The organism is Pseudomonas sp. RA_105y_Pfl2_P56, from assembly GCF_963970845.1.
In the GTDB taxonomy this organism is placed as follows: domain Bacteria; phylum Pseudomonadota; class Gammaproteobacteria; order Pseudomonadales; family Pseudomonadaceae; genus Aquipseudomonas; species Aquipseudomonas baetica_A.
Window position 1 is genome coordinate 92,280 of the sequence record NZ_CAXAPL010000001.1, and the last position, 24,337, is coordinate 116,616.

A 24,337-nucleotide genomic window follows, 5' to 3' on the forward strand; every position below is an offset into this window, starting at 1 on the left:
CAACAAAGACAAGGAACAGCATCGTGATCAAATTGAAACTGGACAATGTGAACAAACAACTGGGCGGCGCACGGATTCTGCGCGACGTCAGCCTGGAGATCGCGGCGGGTGAATTCGTGGTGTTCGTCGGCCCTTCGGGCTGCGGAAAGTCGACCCTGCTGCGATTGATCGCCGGACTGGATTCGATCTGCGGCGGCGACCTGCTGATCGACGGGCGACGGGTCAACGACCTGGAACCGCGCGAGCGAGGCGTCGGCATGGTATTTCAGTCTTATGCGCTGTACCCGCACATGAGCGTCTACGACAACATCAGCTTTGGTCTCAAACTGGCCAAGACTGAAAAGAGCAGCCTGCGCGAGCGCGTGCTGAAAACCGCGCAAATCCTGCAATTGGACAAACTGCTGCAACGCAAGCCAAAAGAACTGTCCGGTGGGCAGCGTCAGCGTGTGGCCATGGGCAGAGCCATGGCGCGCGAACCGGACATTTTGTTGTTCGATGAGCCGCTTTCGAATCTGGATGCATCCTTGCGTGTGCAGATGCGCAACGAAATCGCCCGGCTGCATGATCGACTGGCCTCGACCATGATCTACGTCACCCACGATCAAGTGGAAGCGATGACCCTGGCTGACAAAATTGTGGTGCTCAATGGCGGTCGCGTAGAACAGGTCGGTTCACCGCGCGAACTCTATGAGCGCCCGGCCAGTCGCTTTGTTGCCGGTTTTCTCGGTTCGCCAAAAATGAACTTCCTTGCGGCGCGCCTGCATGCGCCGGGCGAAACCAGCCTGATCGACACCGCCGTTTTGGGTATGACCGCCCTGCCCTTCGACAGCTCGAACCTGGCGGCGGGCACGCAGTTGAGCCTCGGAATTCGTCCGGAGCACGTCTCGCTCAAGGCGGCGGATGGAACCGCCGGCGTCGTCGTGACCGGGGTCGAATACCTGGGCAGCGAAACCTATGTGCACCTGGATACCGGTCAGGACGAGCCGCTGACCTGTCGTTGTGAGGTCAGCGCCGGTTGGCAGGTGGGCGATCGGGTCGAATTGCAACTGGACATCGACAACCTGCACCTGTTCGACGCCGACGGCGCAGCCTTGAAGCGCCATCCTCAAGCCACTGAAACCCTGCCCGACGGCGTCCCTCTGCGCCCGGTACGAGCACGCGCCCTATGACCTTGTCTTTGAAGACCCTGAGCGATCCAATGCCTTGCACCCTTGACCTTGCGCAGCGTGCGCTGAGTGATGGCCTGTCCCGCGTCATCCAGGATTATCGACCCGGTTATCATATTGCCCCCCCGGCAGGCTGGATGAACGACCCTAACGGGGTCGTGTACTTTCGGGGCGAATATCACGTTTTCTATCAACATAACCCCTTCGAAGCGAAATGGGGCCCGATGTATTGGGGTCATGCCAAGAGTGCCGATCTCGTTCATTGGCAGCACCTACCCATAGCGCTGGCACCGGGCGATGACTTCGACCGTGACGGATGTTTTTCCGGTAGCGCTGTGGTGTGCGCAGATACCCTGGCACTGATCTACACCGGACACACCTGGCTGGGGGAAGTGGGTGACGAGCGCTTGATCCGTCAAGTGCAGTGCCTGGCAACCAGCACCGATGGCATCCGGTTCGTCAAGCATGGCGCCGTCATCGAGACCGCGCCGCAAGACACGATCATGCACTTTCGTGACCCCAAGGTATGGAAGGAGGATGACTATTGGTACCTGATTGCCGGCGCACGCCTGGGCGATAGGCCGCTGCTCCCGCTGTACCGTTCCACGGATCTGCACGTTTGGGAGTTCCTTGACTATGTATCCAGCGGCAGCGAGGGCGATGGCTATATGTGGGAGTGCCCGGATCTGTTTCGACTGAACGGACGCGATGTGCTGCTGTACTCCCCCCAAGGCATGTCATCCCAAGGTTACGACCGACTCAACAAGTACCAGACCGGTTACCGAGTGGGCCGACTCGACAGCGACTGGCACTTCACTGGCGGGCCTTTTATCGAGCTGGATAACGGCCACGATTTCTATGCCGCGCAAACGCTATTGGCCGCCGATGGCCGGCGCCTCGTGTGGGCATGGCTCGACATGTGGGAAAGCCCGATGCCGAGCCAGGCCCATCACTGGTGCGGCATGCTCGGTTTGCCACGCGAACTTGAACTGTGCGCCGATCGCCTTTGCGTGTTTCCGGCACGGGAGCTCACCGCTCTGCGCACAGCGCCATTACCGGGCACGCTTTGGTGGGAGGAGTCGGGAGCCCGGTGGGTGCCAGAAGTGAATGGCGATATGCTCGAAATCCATGTGCATCTGGACTTGCTCGGCTGCACCGACGGCCACCTGGGCATCGCCTTGCGCTGCAGCGTCGATGGCCAGGAAGAAACGCGGCTCTACTACGATGCGTCACTGCAGCGTCTGGTGCTTGACCGTAGCCGCTCGGGTACGCAAGTCACAGGTCAACGCAGCGTGTCGATAGACCCGACACAAGCGCGACTGGAACTACGGGTGTTCCTCGATCGCTCATCGATTGAGGTGTTCGACGAAAACGGGCGCTTCAGCCTCAGCAGTCGCCTCTACCCAAAGCCCGACAGTCTTGGCGTGAAGCTTCTTGCAAGCGGCAGTGGCGGGCGCGTCTCGATTACCAGGGCATGGCCTCTCGCCTCGGGATGGCTATGAGCAGCGTCACTCGAGTCGCGAGAAGCGCGGGCGATGTGTCATGATTCTGCGTCAATCTGATCGGTTTCGCCTGACATGACTTCAGTGAAAGACGTTGCACTGCTGGCCGGCGTGTCCCTGATGACGGTTTCTCGAGCGCTCAACAACCCGGAAAAACTGAGCCCCGAAACCCTTCTGCGGGTGCGTCGCGCCATCGATGAACTGCAATTCGTACCGAGCTTGTCGGCGCGCAAAATGCGCGGCGACAACCTCCAGTCGCGAACCATCGGTGTGTTCGCGCTGGACACCGCGACCACACCGTTTGCCGTCGAGTTGCTGCTGTCCATTGAACAGACCGCGCAGCAGGCGGGCTGGAATGTGTTCATCCTCAACCTGTTGAGCAACCCACCCACCGACCAAAACATCGACCTGATGTTGTCGCACCGTCCCGACGGGCTGATCTTCAGCGCCATGGGCTTTCGCCAGGTGTGCATTCCCGAGCGTTTGAAGAGCAAACCACTGGTACTTGCCAATTGCCTGGCGGATGACAGTCGCCTGGTGAGTTATGTGCCCGACGACGAAACGGGGCAGTATCGCGCTGTACATCACGCATTGAGCCAAGGCTATCGGCGCCCTCTGTGTATCAATCTGCCAAAACAGAGTCTGGCCTGGGACCTGCGACAAAAAGGCTTGCAGCGTGCCTGCCAGGCATTTGGCCTTGCGCCTGACGCAGTCCTGCAATACGACCTTTGCGATCATGATGCCTATGGTGAAGCCGCCGCCATCCTCGACCGGCACATCATTGAGGGTCGTCCCCAGTTCGACATTCTGATCTGTGGCAACGACCGCATTGCCTTTTGTGCCTATCAGTTACTGTTGGGCCGTGGCCTGAAAATTCCCGACGATGTCGCCGTTCTCGGCTACGACAACATGATCGGTATTGCTGAGCTGTTCATCCCGCCGCTGACCACAGTGCAACTGCCGTACTACGAGATCGGTCGCAAGGCTGCCCGGCACCTGATCGAGTCCCTCGACGAATCGGGAGCCCAGCCAGTTGATTGTCCATTGGTGATCAGGGCATCACTATAAGCATTAGGTGATAGCACACCCGCTTGCTTTCGATTGGCCATTCGTCTGTCACGTCCCCATCGGTGTTCAGCCTTCGGCGAACTCGCGCAGCACCTTGCCATCCATGCGATACCTCACCCATTCTTCCTGTGGTTGGGCGCCGAGGGATTTGTAGAAGTCGATGGCCGGGGTGTTCCAGTCGAGCACGCTCCATTCGAAGCGGCCGCAGTCGTTGTCGCAGGCGATTTTTGCCAGATGGCGCAACAGGGTTTTGCCGGCGCCGCCACCGCGTTGTTCCGGGGTGATATAGAGGTCTTCGAGGTACAGGCAGTTGCTGCCCAGCCAGGTCGAATAGCTGAAAAAGAACACGGCGAAACCGATGGGCAGGCTGTCGCGCAGGCAAATCAGCCCATGGGCGGTGGCGCCTTCGCCGAACAGGCTGCGTTCGATGTCGACGACGCTGGCGATGACTTCGTGGCGGGCCTTTTCGAAATCTGCCAGTTCGGTGATGAAGGCGAGGATCTGCGGTGCATCGCTGGGGGTCGCCGGGCGGATTTCGATCGACATGGACGGGCCTTGTTGGAAATTGGAAAGCGCCATACTAAGGCGCGACGGAGCGCTCGTCACATGGCAATTCAACGCTTGACCTTGGCAGGGCCGGGCAGCTGATGATTTAGCGCCGCGCCCACAACAATAGCGCTCACCTCAAAGGATGCTAATGAACCCTAACGCTTTTGTACCACTGGCGATGTTGGCAACGGATCTACTGCCCCACGCCCTTGAGCCTTCAGACGACGGTGCTCACGACCTCGCGCACCTGCAGCGGGTCTGGCACAACGTGCGTACGTTGCAGGCCGAGGAAGGCGGGGATCTTGAAATAATGCTGGCCGCGGCGCTGTTGCACGATTGCGTGGCCATCGAAAAGAACTCGCCGCAGCGCTCGCAGGCCTCGCGTCTGGCGGCGGAAAAAGCGTCAACGGTGCTGGCAGAACTGAACTGGCCGTCAGCAAAAATCGCCGCAGTTGCCCACGCCATTGAGGCGCACAGTTTTTCCGCCAACATCGCCGCGCTTACCCTCGAAGCAAAAATCGTCCAGGACGCCGACCGTCTCGATTCGCTGGGCATGCTCGGCGTCGCTCGCACGTTCTATGTCGCCGGGCGCATGGGCTCGGCGCTTTACGACCCGCTAGATCCCGAAGCGAAAGAACGCAACTACGACGACACACGCTTCTGCCTCGATCATTTCCAGACCAAATTGCTGCACCTCGCCGACGGTTTCCAGACCGCAGCCGGTCAGCGTCTGGCGCTGATCCGTCATCAACGCCTTAAGGGTTTCATGGAGCAATTGAAGGAAGAAATCGGCGTCGCCTGAGTGCAATCGCGCTCGACCGTTCGTCGCTCATCAGGCACCAATCCGATTCGAGGGCAGACCAACGACAGGTAAGGATTTCAATCACTGGAGAAGCCCTATGATCCCGTCAAGGTTGACCGCCCTCGTATTCACCGCCCTGCTCTGCCCCGCGGCATTCGCCGCCACCGCTACAGGAACCGGCCCGACCGATCCGGTAGAACACCCCAAAGCCCCCGCCATCCAGAGTACCCCCGGCATGAACACCGATGGTTCGGGCGTCAACGTTGCTCCGCCAGCCACCGGCACCGACCCGCGCACCCAGGGTAACGATCCTGGACGTCAGGGCGGAACGTCCGGCAACCCGGTGCCACCTGTGAACTCAGGTGCCGGCGCGAGTTCGAAAACCACCACCGGTGGTTCGGGCTCCGAGGGTTCCAGCCAGTAGTTCGCCGACGCGAGCGTCCTATTCACATCCATGAAGAGGTAACCATGAACGTCGATAAAAACCTGGAAAAAGAAGTCCTCACTCGCCTGCTGCACGCCCACCCAAGTGGCTTGGGCAAAGAGGTGCTGGACAATTATCGCGGGGAGAAAGTCGTGGCCAGTGCCCTCGCCGCTTTGCAGGATCGCGGGCTGATTCACCATGGTCATGTGACGTGCAACGAGGCTGGCGAACATTCGTTGCACCTGCCGATCAAGCTCAGTGCCGCCGGGGTTGAAGCGGCGCGCAAGCTGGATCTGCAGTAGTCGCCGGGCCGTTCGCCGCACGTGCGGCGGACGGCCGAATCAGCCTGCGCTGATCAACGCATCCACCTCAGCACTCTGCGGCGCGGTTGCCGGCCCCCAACGAGTCACCGCCAATGCGGCGGCCGCATTCGCCCGCCGTGCGGCGTCAAATGCCGAAAGCCCCTGCGCCAACCCGGCCACAAAGACCCCGGCATGGGCATCCCCGGCACCATTGCTGTCCACCGCATTCACGGCAAACCCAGGGACATGACGACGCTCGCCAGCCTGCTGAAACCAGCACCCTTGCGGCCCGTCGCGCACCACCATCAGCACCTCGCTGGGCAGGAATTCTGCGAGGCGATCAAGCGCAACAGAAATCTCTTCAGCCCCGGTAAAGCGCCGCGCTTCGAGGCTGTTGCTGGTCCACACGTCGATGCGCGGCAACAACGCCTGCATCAGCGGCGAGTCCGGCGATTCGACGAGCGGCCCCGGATCGAACACCACACTGATCGACGCCGGCAATGCCAGCGTCCAGTCGAGCAAGGCTTGGGCCTTGCCTTCGTGCAGCAGGCTGTAGCCGCTGAGATAGACGTAATCGCCCGTCTCGGCCGCCACGCTGTTCAAATCGGCCTCGGTCACCTCACCCTCAGCACCGATGTAGGAAATGAAACTGCGCTCGGCCGAAGCATCAGTCAGCGCCACACACAAACCGGTGTCGCGTTGCGCCGGTGCGCTGATGCCGATGTGAATGCCTTCAGCGTTCATCGCATCACGCGCCAGATCGCCGAAACGCCCGGTGCCGTGACGACCGAGATAGACAACCGGCAGACCATTACGCACAGCCGCCGCCATCACATTGAAGCCGCCGCCGGCCTCGAAACCGGCAGACTGGGCCAGCACGTCACCGCCGACTTGCGGCAGTTTTTCCACGGCCATGACCAGGTCGATGATGACCTGGCCGGTGTGCAACATCTTAGGCATGAGCATTCTCGACTAGCGCGGCGCGGCGATCTTTCGCCCCGCCGAGCAGGAAGTAAATGCCACCGGCCACCACGAACGTCACGATCCAGCCGAGACCGTTGTGGCCCAGCCACGAATCGGACAGGAAGCCCTTGAACCAGACGTTTTCGGCGGTGGTGCCAATGGTGGTGAAACTGAAACCCAGCACGATGGCCATCGCCCACGCCCCGAATGCGCGCCACTCGATCCCACCTTGATACCAGTAGGCGCTGCTCGGGCTGACGTCGAGCAGGTCTTGGGGGCTGTAGTAATGACGATGGATCAGGTCGACCACAAAGATCCCGACCCACGCGGTGATCGGCACCGCCAGCAGGGAAATGAAGGTGATGAACGGGCCGTAGAAACTGTCAGCGATCAGCATGAAGTAAATCGAACCGGCGAAGATTGCGACGATGTCGACCACCACTGCGTAGACGCGTTTGACCTTCAGGCCCAGGGTCAGCGTGGTCAATCCGGCGGAGTACACCGACAGGTTGTTCGACAGCAGCAGGCCACCGAATGCGGTGATCAGGTACGGCACCGCCATCCAGGTCGGCAGCATGTCGCGGATCGCCACGATCGGGTCAGTCGCCGATGCCAGGTCGTTATTGCCCACCGACAACAGCCCGCCGAGGGTGATCAGCAACACCAGCGGAATCCCCGCACCGAACGCCGCCGACGCCACAAGACGCACGGCGTTGACGCTGCGATGCTGATAGCGCGACATGTCGGCGCCGGCATTGGCCCAGCCGATCCCGGTGCCGGCGGCCATGGTACCGATACCGATCATCATGGCGCTCATCGGCGCTGGCGTGGCGTTGAACACCGCGCTCCAGTCGATGGTGGCGCAAAGGAAACCGCCGACCAGAATATTCAGCGCGCCGAACACGTAGGTCGCCCACTTCTGGATGACCAGCAAGGTGGCGTGGCCAAGACCGGAAACCGACAGAGTCAGCAGCACGAAAATCGCGATGAAGATCAACGTCAGCAGCGGGGCACTTTTTGCCTCGACCGGCGAGCCGAACAGGATCGAACACAGCGACAGCAGCACGAATGCGGCGGTGGTGGTGTTGACGGTTTCCCAACCCAGACGCGACATCAGCGAGACCAGGGTCGGGCCGATGTTGCCGCGCACACCGAAGATCGCCCGCGACAAGGTCAGGCTCGGCGCGCGGCCACGACGACCGGCAATGGAGATGATCCCGACCACCGCAAACGAACCGGCGGCACCGATGATCGCGACGATGATCGCCTGCCAGATCGCCAACCCGCGAAATGCCACCAGCGTCGCGCCCAGCGGCAAGCCGAGAATGGAAATGTTGGCCGCGAACCAGACCCAGAACAATTGCAGCGGGTGGCCGTTGCACTCGGCTTCCGGGACCGGTTCGATGCCGCGTGTTTCCAGTTGCCCGGCGCTTTGCCCGACGTTTGATGAACTCATGAAAGTGCTCCTGTTTGCCTTTTTTGTGGTTGTGGCAATGACGCGAAACAACTAGACATCCCCGGCCGTCCTGGGCCTGTCCGTGCGATCCATTACGGGTTGAAAATTCAAGAATGCGGTGATCCATTCGCGAGCAAGCCCGCGATGGCGTCAGTTCAATCAGCGCAGGGCCAACAGCCCTTGCACCAAAGGCTCAAGCTCCAGATCGTTGACGGCTTTGACCGTTGCAATCATCGGCGCAGGCCAACTCTCAAGACCCAGGCAGGCCCCGAGCATCGCCCCGAGCATCGCTGCGATGGTGTCAGTGTCGCCGCCCAGACTGGCCGCCATGCACAGCGCATCAAACGCGCTCATCTCGCCGACGGCCACTTGCTGCGCCAGCGCAAACGACACCACCACCGACTCTTGCGAGGCCACCGAAGTGCCGATCACGTCGTAGAGCAGATCGGCCAGCAGCGCCTTGTCGCTGTCGACGCTGATGGTGCGCGCCCAACTGATACGCGAAGCCATGCGCCCACCGGCCACCCAGTGACCGTGAGATTGCGCTTGCTGAGCGATCTGCTGGCCGAGGTTCAACGCCTCGCCCAGATCCATGCCATTGATCCCGGCTGACACCACCGCGGCCACCGCCGCCGCACTGGAGATGCCCAGCGTGGTGTTGTGGGTAACCTGACAGGCCTGCACCACCGCCGCGATAAAGCGCTCAGGGTCGGCGACATTCGCCGCGATCCCCACCGGGGTAATGCGCATCGCCGCGCCATTGGTCGTGCCGTAACGCCCAGCTTCTTCCGGCGAATGGCCGGCGAGGATCATTTCGATGGCGCGCTTGGTCGATGGGCCGAGCAGGTCCTGAGAGCCTTTGGCCTGCATCTCGGCTTCCCACTCGATCAGTCGTTGCGCCAGTAGCCCAGGCTCGATGCGACCGTTGCCTTCGACCAGCAACTGGCCGACCAGAATCGCCTGTTCGGTGTCGTCGGTGATTGACCCCTTGGGCATGTTCGCGGCAATCGGTTGCAGCGGGCCGGCATCCTGCAGATCAGTGATCTGGCCGAAGCGGGCCTTGATCGTTTCGCGGTTCAGCGATTGCGTCGGCATGCCCAGCGCATCACCGAGGGCCAGGCCATAAAAAGCACCGAGGGCACGGTTGAGCGTGGTCATTTCGACTCTCCAAACTGCAGGTGAAGACGGAAATGCACCGGATCGAGCAGGCTTTCGACCTGCTCCATGAAACGGTTCTGCCGGTCGTAGGTGGTGCGCAGGGCCTTGAGAAATACCGTGCCCACCGGGCGGCCAAGCAACTCGGCATCTTCGGCATTCAACGGTTCGGCACCGATCCACTGATCACCGCGCTCGCCGATATAGCCATAGGCGGCCAGAGTGATGGTCAGGGAGTTGTCGATCAGACCGACGCGCGGCAGGCTTTCCAGGCCGCCGGTGGCCGGCATCAATGAGCGTTCGAGGGACACCAGCGTGCCATCGTTGGAGCGACGACGGCGGTCGAGGGTGATGAACTGGTCGGTACCGAAACGCGCCAGCAAGTCGGGCCGGGTCACGGCTTCCAGACGCAACACTTGGGTGTTGATCAGCGCCCCGCTGTCGGCCAGTGCCTGCGCCCAGCCGCTGCGCTGGTCAAGCGCCACACCGTCAAATGTGACGATGGAGCCGACACCGCTTTGCGTGGCGATGTACTTGCGCCGCTTCAGTTCGGCGAGCGCTTCGCGCAATGTGCCACGGCTGACTTTGAATTCTTGAGCCAACTGATGTTCGCCGGGCAACAGAACGCCGTCCTCCATGAGGCCGCTTTCGATGCGCCGGACGAGTTCGTCGACCACCCGTTGTTTCTTGTCAAATCGTACCTGTCTAATCATGTACAAATTGATACCCGAAACGGGCATGACCAAGCAAGGGGAATTTTGGAGATTGGACAGAAGGCGGGAAAGCTGCGGTCCATTGTGTGCGAGCCTGCTCGCGAAGACGTCGGGTCAGTCAATATTTCCGGCGACTGATTCAGCGCTTTCGCGAGCAGGCTCTCGCCCACAAGGATGAGGGGGGTCAGCGTTGCTTGAGGCGGTCGATTACGACAGCCAAGAGCAGAATCGATCCACGGATCACGTACTGGTAGAACGTATCGATGTTCTTCAGGTTCATCGCATTCTCGATGATCGCCAGAATCAACACCCCGGCAATCACATGCCGAATCATGCCGATCCCGCCGCTCAGCGAGACCCCGCCCAGCACACACGCCGAGATCACGGTCAGCTCGAAACCCTGACCAATCATCGGCTGCCCGGAGGTCATGCGCGACGCCAGAATCACCCCGGCCAACGCACCGATCAAACCGTGCACGGCAAAGATGATGATCTTGGTGCGATCAACGTTCACCCCGGCCAGCAATGCCGCTTCCTGGTTGCCACCGATGGCCATGGTGTTGCGACCGTAGGTGGTGTAATTGAGCAGCCAGCCGAAAAACACAAAACAAACGACGGTGATCACGATCGGCACAGGCACGCCGAACAACTGGCCGTTACCGAAAACAAAGAACGATTCCTGCGACACGCCCACCGCTTTGCCGTTGGCAAAAATGTACGCCAGCCCCCGCACGATCTGCATGGTCGCCAGCGTGGTGATCAACGCGTTGACCCGCAACTTGGCAATCACGATCCCGTTGATCAGGCCGACAATCAGGCCCATCAACAGCGCCGCACTGACCCCGAGGAGCACGCTGTCGGTGTCCCGCATGACCACCGCCGCCACCACCCCGGCGCAAGCAATCACCGACCCCACCGACAAGTCGAAATGCCCCGACGCCAGGCAATAGAGCATGGTGCAGGCGGCGATGCCGGTCGTGGAAATTGCCAGGCCCAGCCCTCGCATATTCAGCGGCGAAAGGAAGTTGTCGATCAGCAAGGCGCAGGCGACGAAGATGGCCACCGCTGCCAGCAACATGACCCAGTCATCGAGGAAGCGCCGCATGTCCAAAGGTTTGCGCTCGGTGGGCAGGGTTTCGTTTTGGGTTGTCATCATAGTCACCTCTCAGTTCGCCACGCCGTCAGCGCGGTGGCGCGGCAAAGCCAGTTGCAGCAGGTTGGATTCATTGGCCTGTTCGCGGCTGACTTCGCCGCGCAGGGCGCCTTCGCAGAGCACCAGAATGCGGTCGGAAATCCCCATCACTTCCATCAGGTCGCTGGACACCACGATCACCGAAATACCGTCGGCGGCAAGGTTATGGATGATCTGGTAGATCTCCGCTTTGGCACCGATGTCGATGCCGCGAGTCGGTTCATCGAGCAGCAAAACCTTCATCGGCATCGACAACCAGCGGCCGAGAATGGCCTTCTGCTGATTGCCGCCGGAGAGGAATTTGATCTGCTGGCCGGCGTGGGGCGTTTTGACTTTCAACGCCTTGATCTGCTTGTCGGCGTTGCCCTTCTCCCACATCCCGCGCAACAGGCAACCGAGACCCGAATGGGCGCCGCGCGCGCTGATGTTGATGTTCTCGGCAACGCTGGCCAGCGGGATGATGCCCTCCTTTTTGCGGTCCTCTGGACACAACAGGATCCCGGCGGCAATCGCGTCGCGCGGTGAGCGCAGTTTCAGTTCATGGCCGCGCAGTTCGAGGCGTCCGGCGGTGTGGCGCTCAAGTCCACTGAGCAAACGAAATAACTCGGTGCGCCCTGCCCCGACCAGCCCGAACAAGCCAAGAATCTCGCCCTTGTGCGCCTCGAAACTGATCGGCTCACGCAGGCCCGGGCCGAGCAAACCGTCGACCTTCAGCGCCACGGCACCGCGTGGACGATTGCGGTAATCGTAGATGTCCTGAATGTCGCGCCCGACCATGCAGGTCACCAGTTGATCGTGGGTCAACTGGCTCATGTCGTCGAAAGTGCGCACGTAGCGGCCGTCCTTGAACACCGTTACCGCATCGCAGAGGCGGAACACCTCCTCCATGCGATGGGAAACGTAAAGCACGACTTTGCCTTCGTCGCGCAGACGGCCGATGATCGCCATCAAGCGGTCGATCTCACGGGCCGAGAGGCTGCTGGTGGGTTCGTCGAACGCGATCACATGGGCGCCGCGCGACAACGCCTTGGCGATTTCCACCAGTTGCCGCTGACCGAGTGACAAGCGACCGACCTTGGTCTGCGGATCGATTTCGTCAGCCAGACCTTTGAGGCAACTCAAGGCTTGCTGGCGCAGCGCACCGCGATTGATCAAACCGAAACTGGCCGGCAGATGCCCGAGAAACAGGTTCTCGGCGACGGTCATTTCCGGCACCAGATGCAGCTCCTGGTGAATCACCGCGACACCGTTGCCGATACTGTCGGCAGTCGATTTGAAAGCCATCGTCCGGTCGCCGATCTGCAACTCACCGCTGCTCGGGATGTAAGCGCCACCGAGGATTTTCAGCAAGGTCGATTTGCCGGCGCCGTTCTCGCCCATCAAGGCATGAACCTGCCCCGGATGCGCGACGAAACTGATGCCATCCAGCGCTTTGACGCCGGGAAAGGTTTTGCCGATCCCGTTGAAGCGCAGGCTGGCGCCCATGCTGTGTTCTTGTGTCTGTACTTGCGCGTGCATAAAGCCACCTCATCACACCGATCAAACGGCCCGGCTACCCGGGCCGTTGCTGCGTCAGTTCCACAAACCGATTTTTTCCAGCTCTTGCTTGAAGTTCTCGCGGGTGATCAGGGTGACGTCGTCCATGGCGGTGTACTTCGGCGGCTCTTTGCCGGTGGTGACCCACTCGTACATCATCTCGGCGGTCTTGTAGCCTTCGATGTGCGGGCTCGGCAGCATCGAACCGTAGAAGCCACTGTTGGGCTTTTTCAGCTCGCCGATCGCGTCGGTGCCGTTGATGCCGATGCCGATCACGTTAGCCGCAGCAAAACCGGCGGCTTCGGTGGCGCGTACGCCGCCGAGCACGGTGTTGTCGTTCATGCCGCCGATGATCAGGTTCTTCGCCGCGCTCGGCAGTTTCACCAGCGCCGAGTTGGTGGCGTCCATGCTGCCCGGTACGTCGAGGGTCTTCAGGGCTGCGAACAGAATATGGTCTTTGGGCATGCCCGCCTCTTCGAGGGATTTGACCGAGCCGTCGGTGCGCTTCTTGCCGGTGTCGAGTTCGTTGTAGGTGTTGACCACCGCGTACGTATCTTTCCAGTCCCAGTTACGTTTCTTGGCTTCGGCGGCCATGGCGGCGCCTTGCTTCTGGCCGACTTCGAACGCGGCCATGCCCAGGTACGGCACGTCTTCCATGAACTTGCCGTTGGCGTCGACGAAGCGGTCGTCCACGGCAATTACTTTGAGGTCATTCCTTTTGGCTTTGGCCATGATCGCCGGGCCCAGGGACACGTCCGGCGGGCAGATCACGAAGCCCTTGGCACCGTTGGCCGCGAGGCTGTCGATGGCCGACAGGGTTTTTTCGCCATCCGGCACGGCAATCTTGATCAGTTCAAACCCTTTGTCCTTGGCGGCTTTCTCGGCGAAGGCCCATTCGGTCTGGAACCACGGCTCTTCGGCCTGTTTGACCAAAAAGCCGATCTTCACGGTATCGGCAGCGAGCAGCGAACTGCTCAGACTGAACGCGGTGACCGCCAGGGCGGCACTGCACAGGGTACGAATCCCGAAACGACGTTTCATAAGCTGACTCCTTGTTATTTTTTTTGAGCAATATTTGAAAAGCGTTAAAGCGGTTGAAGCGGGTTCCTGCAAAGCCTGTAGAAAATAGTCATATCGTATGATGATTGGATTTCAGACGGACTTATCCGCGCGAAAACCCAATCAGTCAGTCGTGGTACATCACCGAGCGACCACCATCGACGGTGATGCACGAGGCATTGATAAAGGGTGCTTCATCGCTTGCCAGAAACACCGCCGTCATTGCCACTTCAATCGGCTGACCGATGCGTTTGGGCGGGTGCAGATCGAAAGCGCGTTGACGCTCGGCGTGCGGATCGGCGAAACCGTTCCAGTAATCGACGTTCAATTGAGTCTCGATGTAGCCCGGCGCAATGGCGTTGACGCGAATACCCTGCGCCGCGTACTCGATGCCCAGCGCACGCGTCAGCCCGAGCAGGCCGTGCTTGGCCACCGGGTACGGGAAACAGCCGGGAATGATGTGGCTCGAATGGGTCGAGGCGATGTTGATGATGCTGCCGATGCCCTGCTCGATCATCTGCGGCAGTACCGCTTTGCAGCCATACCAGGCGCCGTCGAGGTCGATGGCAAAACAACGGCGCCAGTCCTCTTCAGTCATTTCCAGCGGATCCCGGAACACGTTGACCCCGGCGCAATTGACCAGCACGTCGATGCGGCCGTGCAACTCGACCGCGCGTCTGGCCATGGTGTGCAGGTCCTGCTGGCGCGACACATCAGCCCTGATCGCCTGAACGTCGTAGCCCTGTTGGCGCCAATGGGCTGCAACCTGCTCGACCTTCTCACCCTGAATATCGCTGATCAGCAGTTTCGCTTGCTGCGCAGCGAAGGTCGCGACGATGGCTTCGCCAATGCCTTGGGCGGCACCGGTGAGCAGCACAACTTTGTTTTTCAGACGCTCGCCCTTCGGCGGCGCGGGCACCGGCGGCAGGGTAAGTGGTTCAGCCATGGATCAGGACTCCTGTTCGCAAGCGCAAAAAAACCGGGCATCTGACGATGTCCGGTCTGGAAGGCGTTTGGAACAAAACAGGCAGGCGCGGGCAACGGTATCGGGCCGTTGCGAGACGCGGACTCCACATGGGAGTGCAATAGACATTCGCTGCATCACTTCACCTGTTTTGTTCTTTTTAAGTGTGAGTGCGTGTTACTGCTGGAGCCGACTATAAACCCGACCGCCAAATAATCTCAATATATAATTTCTCATCCCATATTTTGGGATCTAGCCTGCAAATCGCGTACAGCGTTTTCCTGCAACATCAACCCGCATCGATAGCACAGCACCGTCCAGCGGGTGGTTGCGCGGGCTCTTGGCGCTGGTGATGTAAAGGGTTTTCAGGTCTTCACCACCGAATACGCAACTGGTCGGGCGGCTGACCGGCAGATCGATTTTGCGATCAACCTTGCCTTCAGGCGTCAGTCGCAAGAGGCAGCTGCCGTCCCAACGCGCATTCCATACATAACCTTCTGCGTCCATTGCCGAACCGTCCGGGCCGCCCTGTTGATCGGGGCCGTACCAGATGTAAGCGGTGTCGAGGTTGCCGTCGGTGTGGATGAAATAGCGATAGAGGGTGCTGTCGAGGCTGTCGCCGAACAGCAGCGTTGTGCCGTCGTCGCTCCACAGCAACGTGTTGGGAATGCCCAATCCGCGCAACAACGGCGTGACGCGTTTATCCGGATCGATACGGAACAGGCCACCGGAGCGGCGGATAATCGGCAGATCTTCGCCCTGTTCGCCGATGTTGTTCTGCATGGTGCCGAGCCACAAGCAGCCCTGAGCATCACAGCGCGCTTCGTTGGGGCGGTTGCCGGGTTGCGGGTCGGCGATGCAGAACAGGGTCAGTCGCGGTTCAAGGCCGGGGGAGTCGAGATCGAGTCGATAGACGCCACTGCTGAGGGTCACCAGGGCATCGCCGCTGTTGCACGGGATGAACGCGGAAATGTGTTCTGGCATCTGCCAGATCTGCACATTCTGGCCGATCAGGCGCAGGGCTTGCTTGCCGGCAATATCAACCCAGTACAGCGCCTGGGTCGGGGCATCCCAGAAAGGGCCTTCACCGAGTTGGGCGCGGTGTTGGGTAACGGCAGTCCACGTCATGGCAATTCCTTTGGTCATTCTTGTTTTCAATGTGGGAGTGGGCTGGCCCCCACAGAGGAATGTGTGGGTTTCAGCTGGCTTTTTTGTCGGCCATGACTTGCGGGTAAAAGCGCTTGATCGCCAGATCCGCGTTATCGATCAGGGTCATGCAGGCCCACACACCGCGTGCGCAATCGCGAGCGGCGATGGCGTCGGCCATGTCTTTGTGGATCGGCAAGGTGCGGCGCAGTTCATCGGGGTCGGCGGCGGACACTTCAAACGATACCGCCAGCAATGCGCCGAGGGCCGGCACCATTTGTTCGATGAACTGGTTATGGCTGGCGGCAAGAATGCATTCGTGGAAGGACTGGTCGGCGCGGTTGTAATCCGTGCCACTGTCGACCGCACGCTCGAGAGCGTTATAGGCCAGTTGCACGGCCTGGATCTGATCAAGGGTCGCCCGCTCGCAAGCCCAGCGCACGGCCATGGGCTCAATGGTGCGGCGCAGGTCGAGCAAGTCATCGACGAAGTTTTCCGGCAGCCCGTTGCGTGACAGCCAACCGACGACTTGCGGATCGAACAGGTTCCAGCGCCGCACCGGCAATACCCGCGTGCCGACCTTTGGCCCGACTTCGAGCATGCCTTTGGCGACGAGGGTTTTGATGGCTTCGCGGATGACCGTACGACTGACGCCGAGTTGCTCGCCGAGATCAGCCTCGACCTTGATGGACTGCCCCGGCTTTACCTGGCCGGCGGCGATCCAACTGCCCAGCCAGTCAACCGTGGACGCATGAAAGCTGCTGGACATGGACACCTCAAAGCGGTTCGCGATGGGTGCCTACGCTAATCATCATACGATTGGGTGTCAAATCAGATTTTGTCAGCTAACACGAAAACCAGTGTGGGAGCGGGCTTGCTCGCTCCCACATTTGGATTTTTGTTAAGGCTCAAGACCAATGCGAAAGAACTCGCCGCCGCTCCAAACCCCGAGCCAGCGCTGGCCGTCAATTTCGCGGCTGACCGCCAGTTCTACCAATTGATAAAACACATTGCGGTGGATCAACGCCTCAAGGTTGGTTCGTACATGCACATACGGCGCAGGTTCTTGCGTGAGGGGGTCGATCTCGACGCGGATCGCATGTTCCGGCCCCGCCTCGGCGGTCTCGTCGACATTGGTGATAAAGCGAAGCACCTGCGCCTCGCCCTCACCTTCAACCTCCACGGCAATCGCCACGAACGGTGCATCGTCGACCTTGATCCCGACCTTCTCAACCGGAGTAATCAGGAAGTAATCATCGCCATCGCGGCGGATGATCGTGGAGAACAGTTTGACCATTGGCTTTCGCCCGATCGGCGTGCCCAGGTAGTACCAGGTGCCGTCCCGGGCGATGCGCATGTCGATGTCGCCGCAAAACTCCGGGTTCCACAAATGCACCGGCGGCAGGCCTTTGGTTTTGGGAATCTGTCCCAACAGGTCATTGGCTTTTTGCGGGCCACTCATGGCGTACTCCTTGGTTTATTGGTCGCCGATCCCCAGCAGGCTGCGCGCATACTGCGCCAGTGGCGGGCCGATCAGGTCTTCAGGTTTGTTGTCGTGGAACGTCAGTAAACCGCCACGACTCTTGATCCGTGCAGTATCAATCAAATACTGGGTGCTGGTCTCGATCAACATGATCTGAATCACGCCACCGTCGATGCCGAGGCGATCCACCGCCTCCTGATCGAGCCACTCATCAGAGTTGCCGATACGGTCATCAGACTTGGCGAAACGCGTGTACAGCAAGTAGTGAGCGCCGGCATCGCGGGCTTCGCCCATCGCCTGATCGAGGCCTTCCGGCGCACGCGCGCGGCGTACCATCGGAAAGTATTCGACAAAGCCCTTGAAGGCTTCTTCAGCCACCACGTTTGGCCGCGGATAGGAACCGCCCGGCGGCGCAAACGCGCCCTGAGCGATGTAGATGAACGAGTCCGGCTGAATGCGGAAGTTGTTCACACGGCGACTGTCACTGTGATCCAGCAGCCCCGCGTCGCTCATCTGATAGCGAGTGCCCTCGGCCATATCGCTGACAGTCATACAGCCGCCAAGCGCCAAAACGGCCAGCAGCAAAACCAGGCTACGCATCCTCATCCTCCAGAAGCCGGTGACGGAAAACCGGCGAATGGCCGTTGGATGCAGCTTTTGCGCCAGATCACGAACTTTATCGAGTTATACAACGCATTGGCGAGCAAGCCCGCTCCCACAAGTGGAAGGCATTCCAAATGCGGGAGCGGGCTTGCTCGCCAATGCGGTATGTCAGCCGCCGATAATCTTCATGACAGTCGCGCCGCCAGAAAACGCGACTTCCTGCTTGTCGCCCAACGCCTTGACCAGTAAGCGCTGCAACGCCGGCAATGCCTGGTGCCGCGGTTTGTCGAGTAAATCACCGACATAGTGGCGGTTGCTCGACGACAGGCAGCCATGCAGCCAGCCAGTCGACGACAAACGCAGACGCGAACAGGTACGGCAGAACGGTACGCTTTCGTTGGCGATCACACCGAAGTTGCCCGCCCCGGGAATCGCGTAACGCACGGCCGTGGCATCCACAGGCGCGTCGGTTTGCGCGTATTCGTAGCGCTCGCCAATCAGGCTCAGCAGTTGCTGCAGGCTGACGAACTGTTGCAGGAAGGCATTGGAATCTTTGGCCAGGTGGCCCATTCGCATCAGCTCGATAAAACGCAGCTCAAATCCGCGTTCCAGGCAGTAATCAAGCAACGGCATCACCTGATCGAGGTTCTGCCCCCGCAACGGCACCATGTTGACCTTGATCTTCATTCCCGCCGCTGCAGCCTGATTCATCCCATCAAGCACGGTAGCGAGATCGCCGCCACGAGCGATGCTACGGAACGCACTGGCGTCGAGGGTATCAAGGGACACGTTGATGCGCCGCAGACCGGCATCTACCAACAAAGGGAGTTTTTTCGCGAGGAGTTGACCGTTGGTCGTCAGGCTGATGTCGTCCAGGCCCATCTTGCCGACAGCCGTCATGAACGATTCAAGTTTGGGGCTGACCAGCGGTTCGCCACCGGTGATGCGCAGCCGCTCGATACCCGCGGCCTCGATCAGATACGCCACGCCGCGCGCCATGGCTTCGGCCGACAGTTCATCCTGCGCAGCCACCAACCGCTTGCCGTCAGGCACGCAGTAGGTACAAGCGTAATTGCAGGCTGAAGTCAGACTGATCCGCAAATTGCGAAAACGCCTGCCTTGACGGTCAACGATCATGATCACTCCGGCAATAGAAAATCGAGCCGCTAAAACTTGACTCACAAATCAAGTTTTAGCAAGCCCTATGCCTGAGTATATTCCTGCGGTACTGCGTCATGTAGCGAAAACATGACGCAATAAGGCAACTGAATGGCTCAACTGCCTGGAGGGATTTCCGGATCGCGCTTGCGCTTGTTACCCATGCGCACGCCGATGTCCATCAGGAACTGGAAGAAACCTTCCTGATCTTCCAGCACATTGCTCCAGAACGGCGAGTGATACAGCGCGACTGCGCCATGCACCAGCGCCCAGGACGCGCAGTAGTGGAAGTACGGCGGCACGTCTTCGAGCTTGCCTTCGCTGATACGCCCCTTGATCAGCAAGGTCAGGCGCTCGAAGTTCGAGGCACGGATCTTGTGCAGCTCCTCGACCATCTCCGGCACCTGATTGCCCTTGACCACCTTCTCTTCGAGGCGATCGAACAGACGATAGCGCTGCGGGTCGCGCATGCGGAATTCGAAGTAGGCACGGGACAGCGCTTCTTTGTCCTTGTCGACGTCGGCCGAATGCAGCAGCTCATTCAAATCGCGCTCGTAATCGAGCATCAGGCGCAGATAAATCTCGGCCTTGGACTTGAAATGCTTGTAGATCGTGCCTTTGCCGATACCCACGGCATCAGCAATCATCTCGACGGTGACACTGTCTTCACCTTGTTCGAGGAACAGCTTGAGCGCGGTATCGAGAATTTCTTGCTCGCGGCGACGAAACTCACGGACCTTACGAGGTTCTTTGTGCATAAGAAAAGGTCTGTTGGGGTCAAAATTCGAAGCCGCGTATTATGCCTAACTTGCACAAAAATGCACGGATCATCCGACCATATCTGTGTTTCTTGTTCATTTTGCGAACGTTTGGGGGGTAATGAGAACTCAACTGAAGCAAACGTATTCCAAATTTGTTTAAAAACCCCGACCGGCTAACTGGACTGCACGCCAGACTGATCAATACTTGAACTGTCGGGCGGCATCTCCCCCAAGTGCCGGGCCGATAAAGGTACCAAAGGACCGCGTGCCTTTGTTTTACTCCTAATGGTCTTAACCCGGATTCACCCCCCAGAACCCGGGTTTTTTTTGCCTGCGATTCAGGCTTTTACATGGGCCTGCGGGAACAGACGCTTGAAGTTTTCGGTGGTCTGCTCGGCAAAACGCTCGTAGTTTTCGCCACGCAGCATCGCCAGAAACTCTGCCACTTCGCGCACGTACTGCGGCAGGTTCGGTTTGCCGCGATAAGGGACAGGCGCCAGGTACGGCGAGTCGGTTTCGACCAGCAGGCGATCGGCCGGGACTTTGCTCGCCACATCGCGCAACGCGTCAGCATTGCGGAACGTGACGATGCCGGACAAGGAAATGTAATAACCCATGTCCAACGCAGCTTTCGCCATGTCCCAATCTTCGGTAAAGCAATGCAGCACCCCTGCTTGGGGCAGCGCCGCCTCGCGCAGCAGCGCAAGGGTATCGGCGCGGGCACCGCGGGTGTGGATGATCACCGGTTTGCCGGTCTGCTGCGCGGCCTGCAAGTGCAGACGGAACGACTCTTGCTGCAGCTCGGCGGCTTCCGGTTCGTAGTGGTAATCCAGACCGGTTTCACCAATCGCCACCACTTTCGGATGATTGAGTTCGTGCAACAGCCAGTCCAGCGCTGGCGCCGCGCCAGGCTGTACGTCCAGCGGATGCACGCCAACCGAGCAATCAATGTCGTCATAACGCTCAGCAAGGGCTTTGACGTCGGCAGCGTTATCGGCACTCACGCCGATGCACAGAAAGTGCCCGACCCCGCGCTCGCGAGCGGCATCCAGTGCAGCATCCAGCGAGCCGTCATGGGCAGCGAGGTCAAGGCGATCAAGGTGACAATGGGAATCTACGAGCATAAAAAGGCAGCTACTTACATCGTATGAGTGGGACGGTCGGATTTCAGCGCTCCGGCCAGATGGGTTTCGATGCGACTACGGGCCGTGTTGTCGCCCTCGTTGAACTGAACGCCGACACCGGCGGCGCGGTTGCCTTGCGCACCTTTGGGGGTGATCCAGGCGACCTTGCCGGCGACCGGAATCTTTTCCGCTTCATCCATCAGGTTCAGCAGCATGAACACCTCATCGCCCAACTTGTAGCTCTTGTTGGTCGGGATGAACAGACCACCGTTCTTGATGAACGGCATATAAGCGGCATAAAGCACGGATTTGTCCTTGATGGTCAGGGACAAAATGCCGTTGCGCGGCCCGGGGCTGACAGGTTCGTTCATGTTGACCTCCACTGCTGATGCTCAGAGTCTAGGTACACATTCTTATCTTTGGCCAGGCAATCCCGCCCATTGCACCAACAACGCCTCCAGCAACAGTGTCGGGTTGAGGTTGGCCTTGCTCAGGACTTTCTGCCGCTGGGCGAGAATCCAGTCCTGAATATCGAGGACTTTGCCCTGCGCACTTTTCTGCGCGAGGTACTGCACAACCTTACGCATATCGGTCAGGCCAAGACCGGCTTCGTCCTGCGTCAGTTGATAACGCAAGATCAGGCTCGACCAATCGCAAAACCAATCGAACAGACGCAGCATTGGAATGCTTTTCCATTCTTCGGCCAGTTGCGTCGGCGATTGCTGCTGCTTGAGCAGCTTCTTCACACCTTCGACCACTTGCGCGCGCTGATCGCGCACACCTTGAGACTGAAGGCTGACCGCCGCCAATGGCGAGCCCGCCGCCAACGTCAACAGCTCGACACGCTCCTCTGCGGAACATTCCGGCAGCGCCTGAGCCAGCCATTGCAGGCTCATCGCCTCACTCGGCAACGGACAGGCCTGCTGCACGCAGCGACTCTTGATCGTTGGCAACAAACGGCTCGGCTGGTGACTGACCAACAGCAATACCGTGTCGCCGGAAGGCTCTTCAAGACTTTTGAGCAAGGCGTTTGCGGCGTTGATGTTCATCGACTCCACCGGCTCGACCAACACCACCTTGCGTCCGCCCAGTTGCGCGGTCTGCACCACGAAGCTGACCAGATCACGCACCTGATCGACCTTGATTGCCTTGTCGGCTTCTTCCGGTTCGAGGATGTAATTGTCCGGGTGGCTGCCAGCCTTGAGCAGCAAGCAGGATTTGCACTCACCGCAGGCTTCAGGCGTCGGACGCTGGCACAACAGGCTGGCCATTAGCCGCTCCGCCAAGGCCCGCTTACCGATACCGGCCGGGCCATGTAGCAGATAGGCGTGGGCGTGCTGGCTACGTCCGGCCAGATGCTGCCAGAGGCTGTCTTGCCACGGATAGGCCTCAGCCACGGCTCAGCTCCAGCAAACGCGGCAGCAATGTATCCAGCGATTGCTGGACTTGTGCCAACGGCTGACCGGCATCGATCCGCACGTAACGCGAAGGATCGGCTTCAGCACGCTTGAGAAACGCGCCGCGCACCGCTTCGAAAAATGCCCGTCCTTCAAGCTCGAAACGATCCAGACGCCCCCGCGCACTGGCACGGGCCAGGCCGATTTCCACCGGCAGATCGAAAATCAGCGTCAGATCCGGGCGCAGATCACCCTGTACGAAGGTTTCCAGCGTCGCGATACGTTCCAGCGACAAACCGCGACCAGCGCCCTGATAGGCATATGTCGAATCAGTGAACCGGTCACACAACACCACTGCACCACGGGCCAGAGCCGGACGGATCACTTCAGCCAGATGCTGGGCACGCGCGGCGAAAACCAGCAACAGCTCGGCATCCGGATTCATGACTTCGTCGGCCGGCGCCAGCAGCACGTCGCGAATCCGTTCGGCCAGCGCAGTACCGCCGGGCTCACGGGTCAACAGCACCTCGATACCGGCGGCGCGCAGGCGCTCTGCCAGGTATTCGCGGTTGGTGCTCTTGCCGGCGCCTTCCGGGCCTTCCAAGGTAATAAACAAGCCAGTCACAGGCAGTCCTTAATCAAAGTCATTGCGTGTCTTGTGGTGCCGCAGCGTCCGGTGCAGCCTCCTGAGGCGAAACCTGCGGCGGCGACTCAGGCGCAGTTTGCGGTGATGCTGCAGGTTTCGCTTCATCGGATGCCGGAGCCGCCTCAGGCGTGACTGCTGGCGCCGGACTGGAGCGGTAATCGGCGCGTCGCTTGAGCTGGAACTCGCGCACCGCACGATTATGTGCATCGAGGTCGTCAGAGAAGACATGGCTGCCGTCGCCACGTGCGACGAAGTAAAGACTGGTGCCCTCCACCGGGTTCAACGCAGCGTGAATCGCTTCACGCCCAACCATTGCAATCGGCGTCGGCGGCAGGCCAGGAATCACGTAGGTGTTATAAGGCGTCGGCTCTCGCAAATGAGCACGGGTCAGCTTGCCGGTGTAACGATCGCCCAAGCCATAAATCACTGTTGGATCGGTCTGCAATTGCATGCCCACCGCCATCCGACGCACAAAGACGCCGGCAATCTGACCGCGTTCCTGCGGCACGCCGGTTTCCTTCTCAACCAGCGAGGCCATGATCAGCGCTTGATAAGGCTCACTGTAAGGCGCGTCGGCGGAGCGATTTTCCCACTCCTTGGCCAATACTTCGTCGAGACGATCAAAGGCCTTTTTCAGCAGTTCGGTATCGGACATGCCACGCTCGAAGCGATAGGTATCAGGGAAGAAACGACCTTCCGGGAACAACCCCTTGTGGCCGATCTTCGCCATGACGTCGCTGTCGCTAAGACCATTGAGGGTGTGCTCGATTTTTTCGTCTTTGACCAACGCCGCGCGCACTTGATGGAAATTCCATCCTTCAACCAACGTCAGGCTGTACTGAACCACCTCCCCACGCTTCCACAAGTCGATCAGACCATCGACAGTCATGCCCGGCTGCATGCGGTATTCACCGCTGTGGATTGGCGTACCGGCAAGATTGAACCGCCAATAAACCCGTAGCCAGAATGCGTCCTTGATGACGCCATCGGTTTCGAGCTCGAGGAAAGTCCGGGTCGGTGTGGAACCTTTCGGCACATCCAGCAGCTCTTCCTGCGTGATGTTCAGAGGCTGCTCCAGTGCGGAGTGAATCTTCCAGGCGCTGGCGCCCAACAGCAACCCTGCCAGAACCAATCCGGTTTCCAGCAGCAGCAAAAGTTTACGTCTCAC

Annotated in this window: 26 protein-coding genes; 6 read left to right on the forward strand and 20 right to left on the reverse strand. The window is 59.8% G+C overall.

What is annotated here, in order from left to right; all coding sequences use genetic code 11:
• Positions 1-23: 23 nt before the first annotated feature.
• The 3 genes from AACY11_RS00385 (at position 24) to AACY11_RS00395 (ending at position 3,736) form a co-directional block, all read left to right on the forward strand.
• Positions 24-1,169 carry an ABC transporter ATP-binding protein gene (locus tag AACY11_RS00385; protein ID WP_339493597.1) on the forward strand — a complete coding sequence of 382 codons (1,146 nt, stop codon included), beginning with the start codon at positions 24-26 and terminating at the stop codon, positions 1,167-1,169.
• 29 nt (positions 1,170-1,198) lie between these two features.
• On the forward strand, positions 1,199-2,668 hold the full coding sequence (locus AACY11_RS00390; RefSeq protein ID WP_445261471.1) for a glycoside hydrolase family 32 protein: 1,470 nt from the start codon (positions 1,199-1,201) through the stop codon (positions 2,666-2,668).
• Positions 2,669-2,743: 75 nt separating this feature from the next.
• On the forward strand, positions 2,744-3,736 hold the full coding sequence (locus AACY11_RS00395; protein ID WP_339431092.1) for a LacI family DNA-binding transcriptional regulator: 993 nt from the start codon (positions 2,744-2,746) through the stop codon (positions 3,734-3,736).
• A 66-nt stretch (positions 3,737-3,802) separates the two neighbouring features.
• Here the strand turns inward: AACY11_RS00395 and AACY11_RS00400 are convergent, their stop codons facing one another.
• Complete coding sequence (locus AACY11_RS00400; RefSeq protein ID WP_339431091.1) at positions 3,803-4,282, reverse strand: GNAT family N-acetyltransferase; 480 nt, start codon at positions 4,280-4,282, stop codon at positions 3,803-3,805.
• A 151-nt stretch (positions 4,283-4,433) separates the two neighbouring features.
• Here AACY11_RS00400 and AACY11_RS00405 point away from each other — a divergent pair, with 151 nt between their 5' ends.
• The 3 genes from AACY11_RS00405 to AACY11_RS00415 all read left to right on the forward strand — a co-directional run bounded on the left by AACY11_RS00405 (position 4,434) and on the right by AACY11_RS00415 (position 5,813).
• The gene (locus tag AACY11_RS00405; RefSeq protein WP_339493598.1) at positions 4,434-5,087 is read left to right on the forward strand and encodes an HD domain-containing protein; all 654 of its coding nucleotides are present in this window, start codon (positions 4,434-4,436) and stop codon (positions 5,085-5,087) included.
• 97 nt (positions 5,088-5,184) lie between these two features.
• Positions 5,185-5,511: a hypothetical protein gene (locus tag AACY11_RS00410; protein ID WP_339431089.1), complete on the forward strand. Its 327-nt coding sequence runs from the start codon at positions 5,185-5,187 to the stop codon at positions 5,509-5,511.
• 44 nt (positions 5,512-5,555) lie between these two features.
• Entirely contained in the window at positions 5,556-5,813 is a 258-nt protein-coding gene (locus AACY11_RS00415; RefSeq protein ID WP_221729325.1) for a hypothetical protein, read from the forward strand.
• 39 nt (positions 5,814-5,852) lie between these two features.
• Here AACY11_RS00415 and AACY11_RS00420 read toward each other — a convergent pair whose 3' ends face one another.
• The 19 genes from AACY11_RS00420 to mltG form a co-directional block, all read right to left on the reverse strand.
• Positions 5,853-6,773 carry a PfkB family carbohydrate kinase gene (locus AACY11_RS00420; RefSeq protein WP_339493600.1) on the reverse strand — a complete coding sequence of 307 codons (921 nt, stop codon included), beginning with the start codon at positions 6,771-6,773 and terminating at the stop codon, positions 5,853-5,855.
• Positions 6,766-8,232 (reverse strand): purine-cytosine permease family protein, encoded by a 1,467-nt coding sequence (locus AACY11_RS00425; protein WP_339431087.1) that lies wholly within the window; start codon positions 8,230-8,232, stop codon positions 6,766-6,768. The genes AACY11_RS00420 and AACY11_RS00425 overlap by 8 nt, the downstream gene beginning before the upstream one ends.
• Positions 8,233-8,391: 159 nt before the next feature.
• Complete coding sequence (locus tag AACY11_RS00430; RefSeq protein ID WP_339493601.1) at positions 8,392-9,390, reverse strand: ADP-ribosylglycohydrolase family protein; 999 nt, start codon at positions 9,388-9,390, stop codon at positions 8,392-8,394.
• A complete protein-coding gene (locus AACY11_RS00435) occupies positions 9,387-10,100 on the reverse strand; it encodes a GntR family transcriptional regulator (RefSeq protein WP_339431085.1) in 714 nt (237 codons plus the stop codon). Before AACY11_RS00435 ends, AACY11_RS00430 begins: the two co-directional genes overlap by 4 nt.
• 184 nt (positions 10,101-10,284) lie before the next feature.
• Complete coding sequence (araH, locus tag AACY11_RS00440) at positions 10,285-11,253, reverse strand: L-arabinose ABC transporter permease AraH (RefSeq protein WP_339493603.1); 969 nt, start codon at positions 11,251-11,253, stop codon at positions 10,285-10,287.
• Between the two features lie 12 nt (positions 11,254-11,265).
• On the reverse strand, positions 11,266-12,810 hold the full coding sequence (gene araG, locus AACY11_RS00445) for an L-arabinose ABC transporter ATP-binding protein AraG (protein WP_339431083.1): 1,545 nt from the start codon (positions 12,808-12,810) through the stop codon (positions 11,266-11,268).
• Between the two features lie 54 nt (positions 12,811-12,864).
• Positions 12,865-13,869 (reverse strand): substrate-binding domain-containing protein, encoded by a 1,005-nt coding sequence (locus AACY11_RS00450; protein WP_339431082.1) that lies wholly within the window; start codon positions 13,867-13,869, stop codon positions 12,865-12,867.
• Between the two features lie 145 nt (positions 13,870-14,014).
• Positions 14,015-14,833 carry an SDR family oxidoreductase gene (locus tag AACY11_RS00455; RefSeq protein ID WP_339464896.1) on the reverse strand — a complete coding sequence of 273 codons (819 nt, stop codon included), beginning with the start codon at positions 14,831-14,833 and terminating at the stop codon, positions 14,015-14,017.
• A gap of 270 nt (positions 14,834-15,103) precedes the next feature.
• A complete protein-coding gene (locus AACY11_RS00460; RefSeq protein WP_339431080.1) occupies positions 15,104-15,979 on the reverse strand; it encodes an SMP-30/gluconolactonase/LRE family protein in 876 nt (291 codons plus the stop codon).
• Positions 15,980-16,049: 70 nt separating this feature from the next.
• Positions 16,050-16,766, reverse strand: coding sequence for a FadR/GntR family transcriptional regulator (locus AACY11_RS00465; RefSeq protein WP_339431079.1), 717 nt, complete (start codon positions 16,764-16,766; stop codon positions 16,050-16,052).
• Between the two features lie 132 nt (positions 16,767-16,898).
• Entirely contained in the window at positions 16,899-17,459 is a 561-nt protein-coding gene (locus AACY11_RS00470; RefSeq protein ID WP_339431078.1) for a DUF1285 domain-containing protein, read from the reverse strand.
• Positions 17,460-17,474: 15 nt separating this feature from the next.
• Complete coding sequence (locus AACY11_RS00475) at positions 17,475-18,080, reverse strand: DUF4823 domain-containing protein (RefSeq protein WP_339431077.1); 606 nt, start codon at positions 18,078-18,080, stop codon at positions 17,475-17,477.
• A gap of 171 nt (positions 18,081-18,251) precedes the next feature.
• Positions 18,252-19,220 carry a GTP 3',8-cyclase MoaA gene (locus tag AACY11_RS00480; RefSeq protein WP_339493605.1) on the reverse strand — a complete coding sequence of 323 codons (969 nt, stop codon included), beginning with the start codon at positions 19,218-19,220 and terminating at the stop codon, positions 18,252-18,254.
• A gap of 137 nt (positions 19,221-19,357) precedes the next feature.
• Positions 19,358-19,999: a TetR/AcrR family transcriptional regulator gene (locus AACY11_RS00485; RefSeq protein WP_221729339.1), complete on the reverse strand. Its 642-nt coding sequence runs from the start codon at positions 19,997-19,999 to the stop codon at positions 19,358-19,360.
• A gap of 341 nt (positions 20,000-20,340) precedes the next feature.
• Positions 20,341-21,126, reverse strand: coding sequence for a TatD family hydrolase (locus AACY11_RS00490; protein WP_339431075.1), 786 nt, complete (start codon positions 21,124-21,126; stop codon positions 20,341-20,343).
• Between the two features lie 14 nt (positions 21,127-21,140).
• Positions 21,141-21,497, reverse strand: coding sequence for a PilZ domain-containing protein (locus tag AACY11_RS00495; RefSeq protein ID WP_150651119.1), 357 nt, complete (start codon positions 21,495-21,497; stop codon positions 21,141-21,143).
• Between the two features lie 42 nt (positions 21,498-21,539).
• Positions 21,540-22,523: a DNA polymerase III subunit delta' gene (locus tag AACY11_RS00500; protein ID WP_339431074.1), complete on the reverse strand. Its 984-nt coding sequence runs from the start codon at positions 22,521-22,523 to the stop codon at positions 21,540-21,542.
• Positions 22,516-23,148, reverse strand: a complete 633-nt coding sequence (gene tmk / locus AACY11_RS00505) for a dTMP kinase (RefSeq protein ID WP_339431073.1) — start codon at positions 23,146-23,148, stop codon at positions 22,516-22,518. Before tmk ends, AACY11_RS00500 begins: the two co-directional genes overlap by 8 nt.
• A gap of 19 nt (positions 23,149-23,167) precedes the next feature.
• Complete coding sequence (gene mltG / locus AACY11_RS00510) at positions 23,168-24,337, reverse strand: endolytic transglycosylase MltG (protein WP_339493607.1); 1,170 nt, start codon at positions 24,335-24,337, stop codon at positions 23,168-23,170.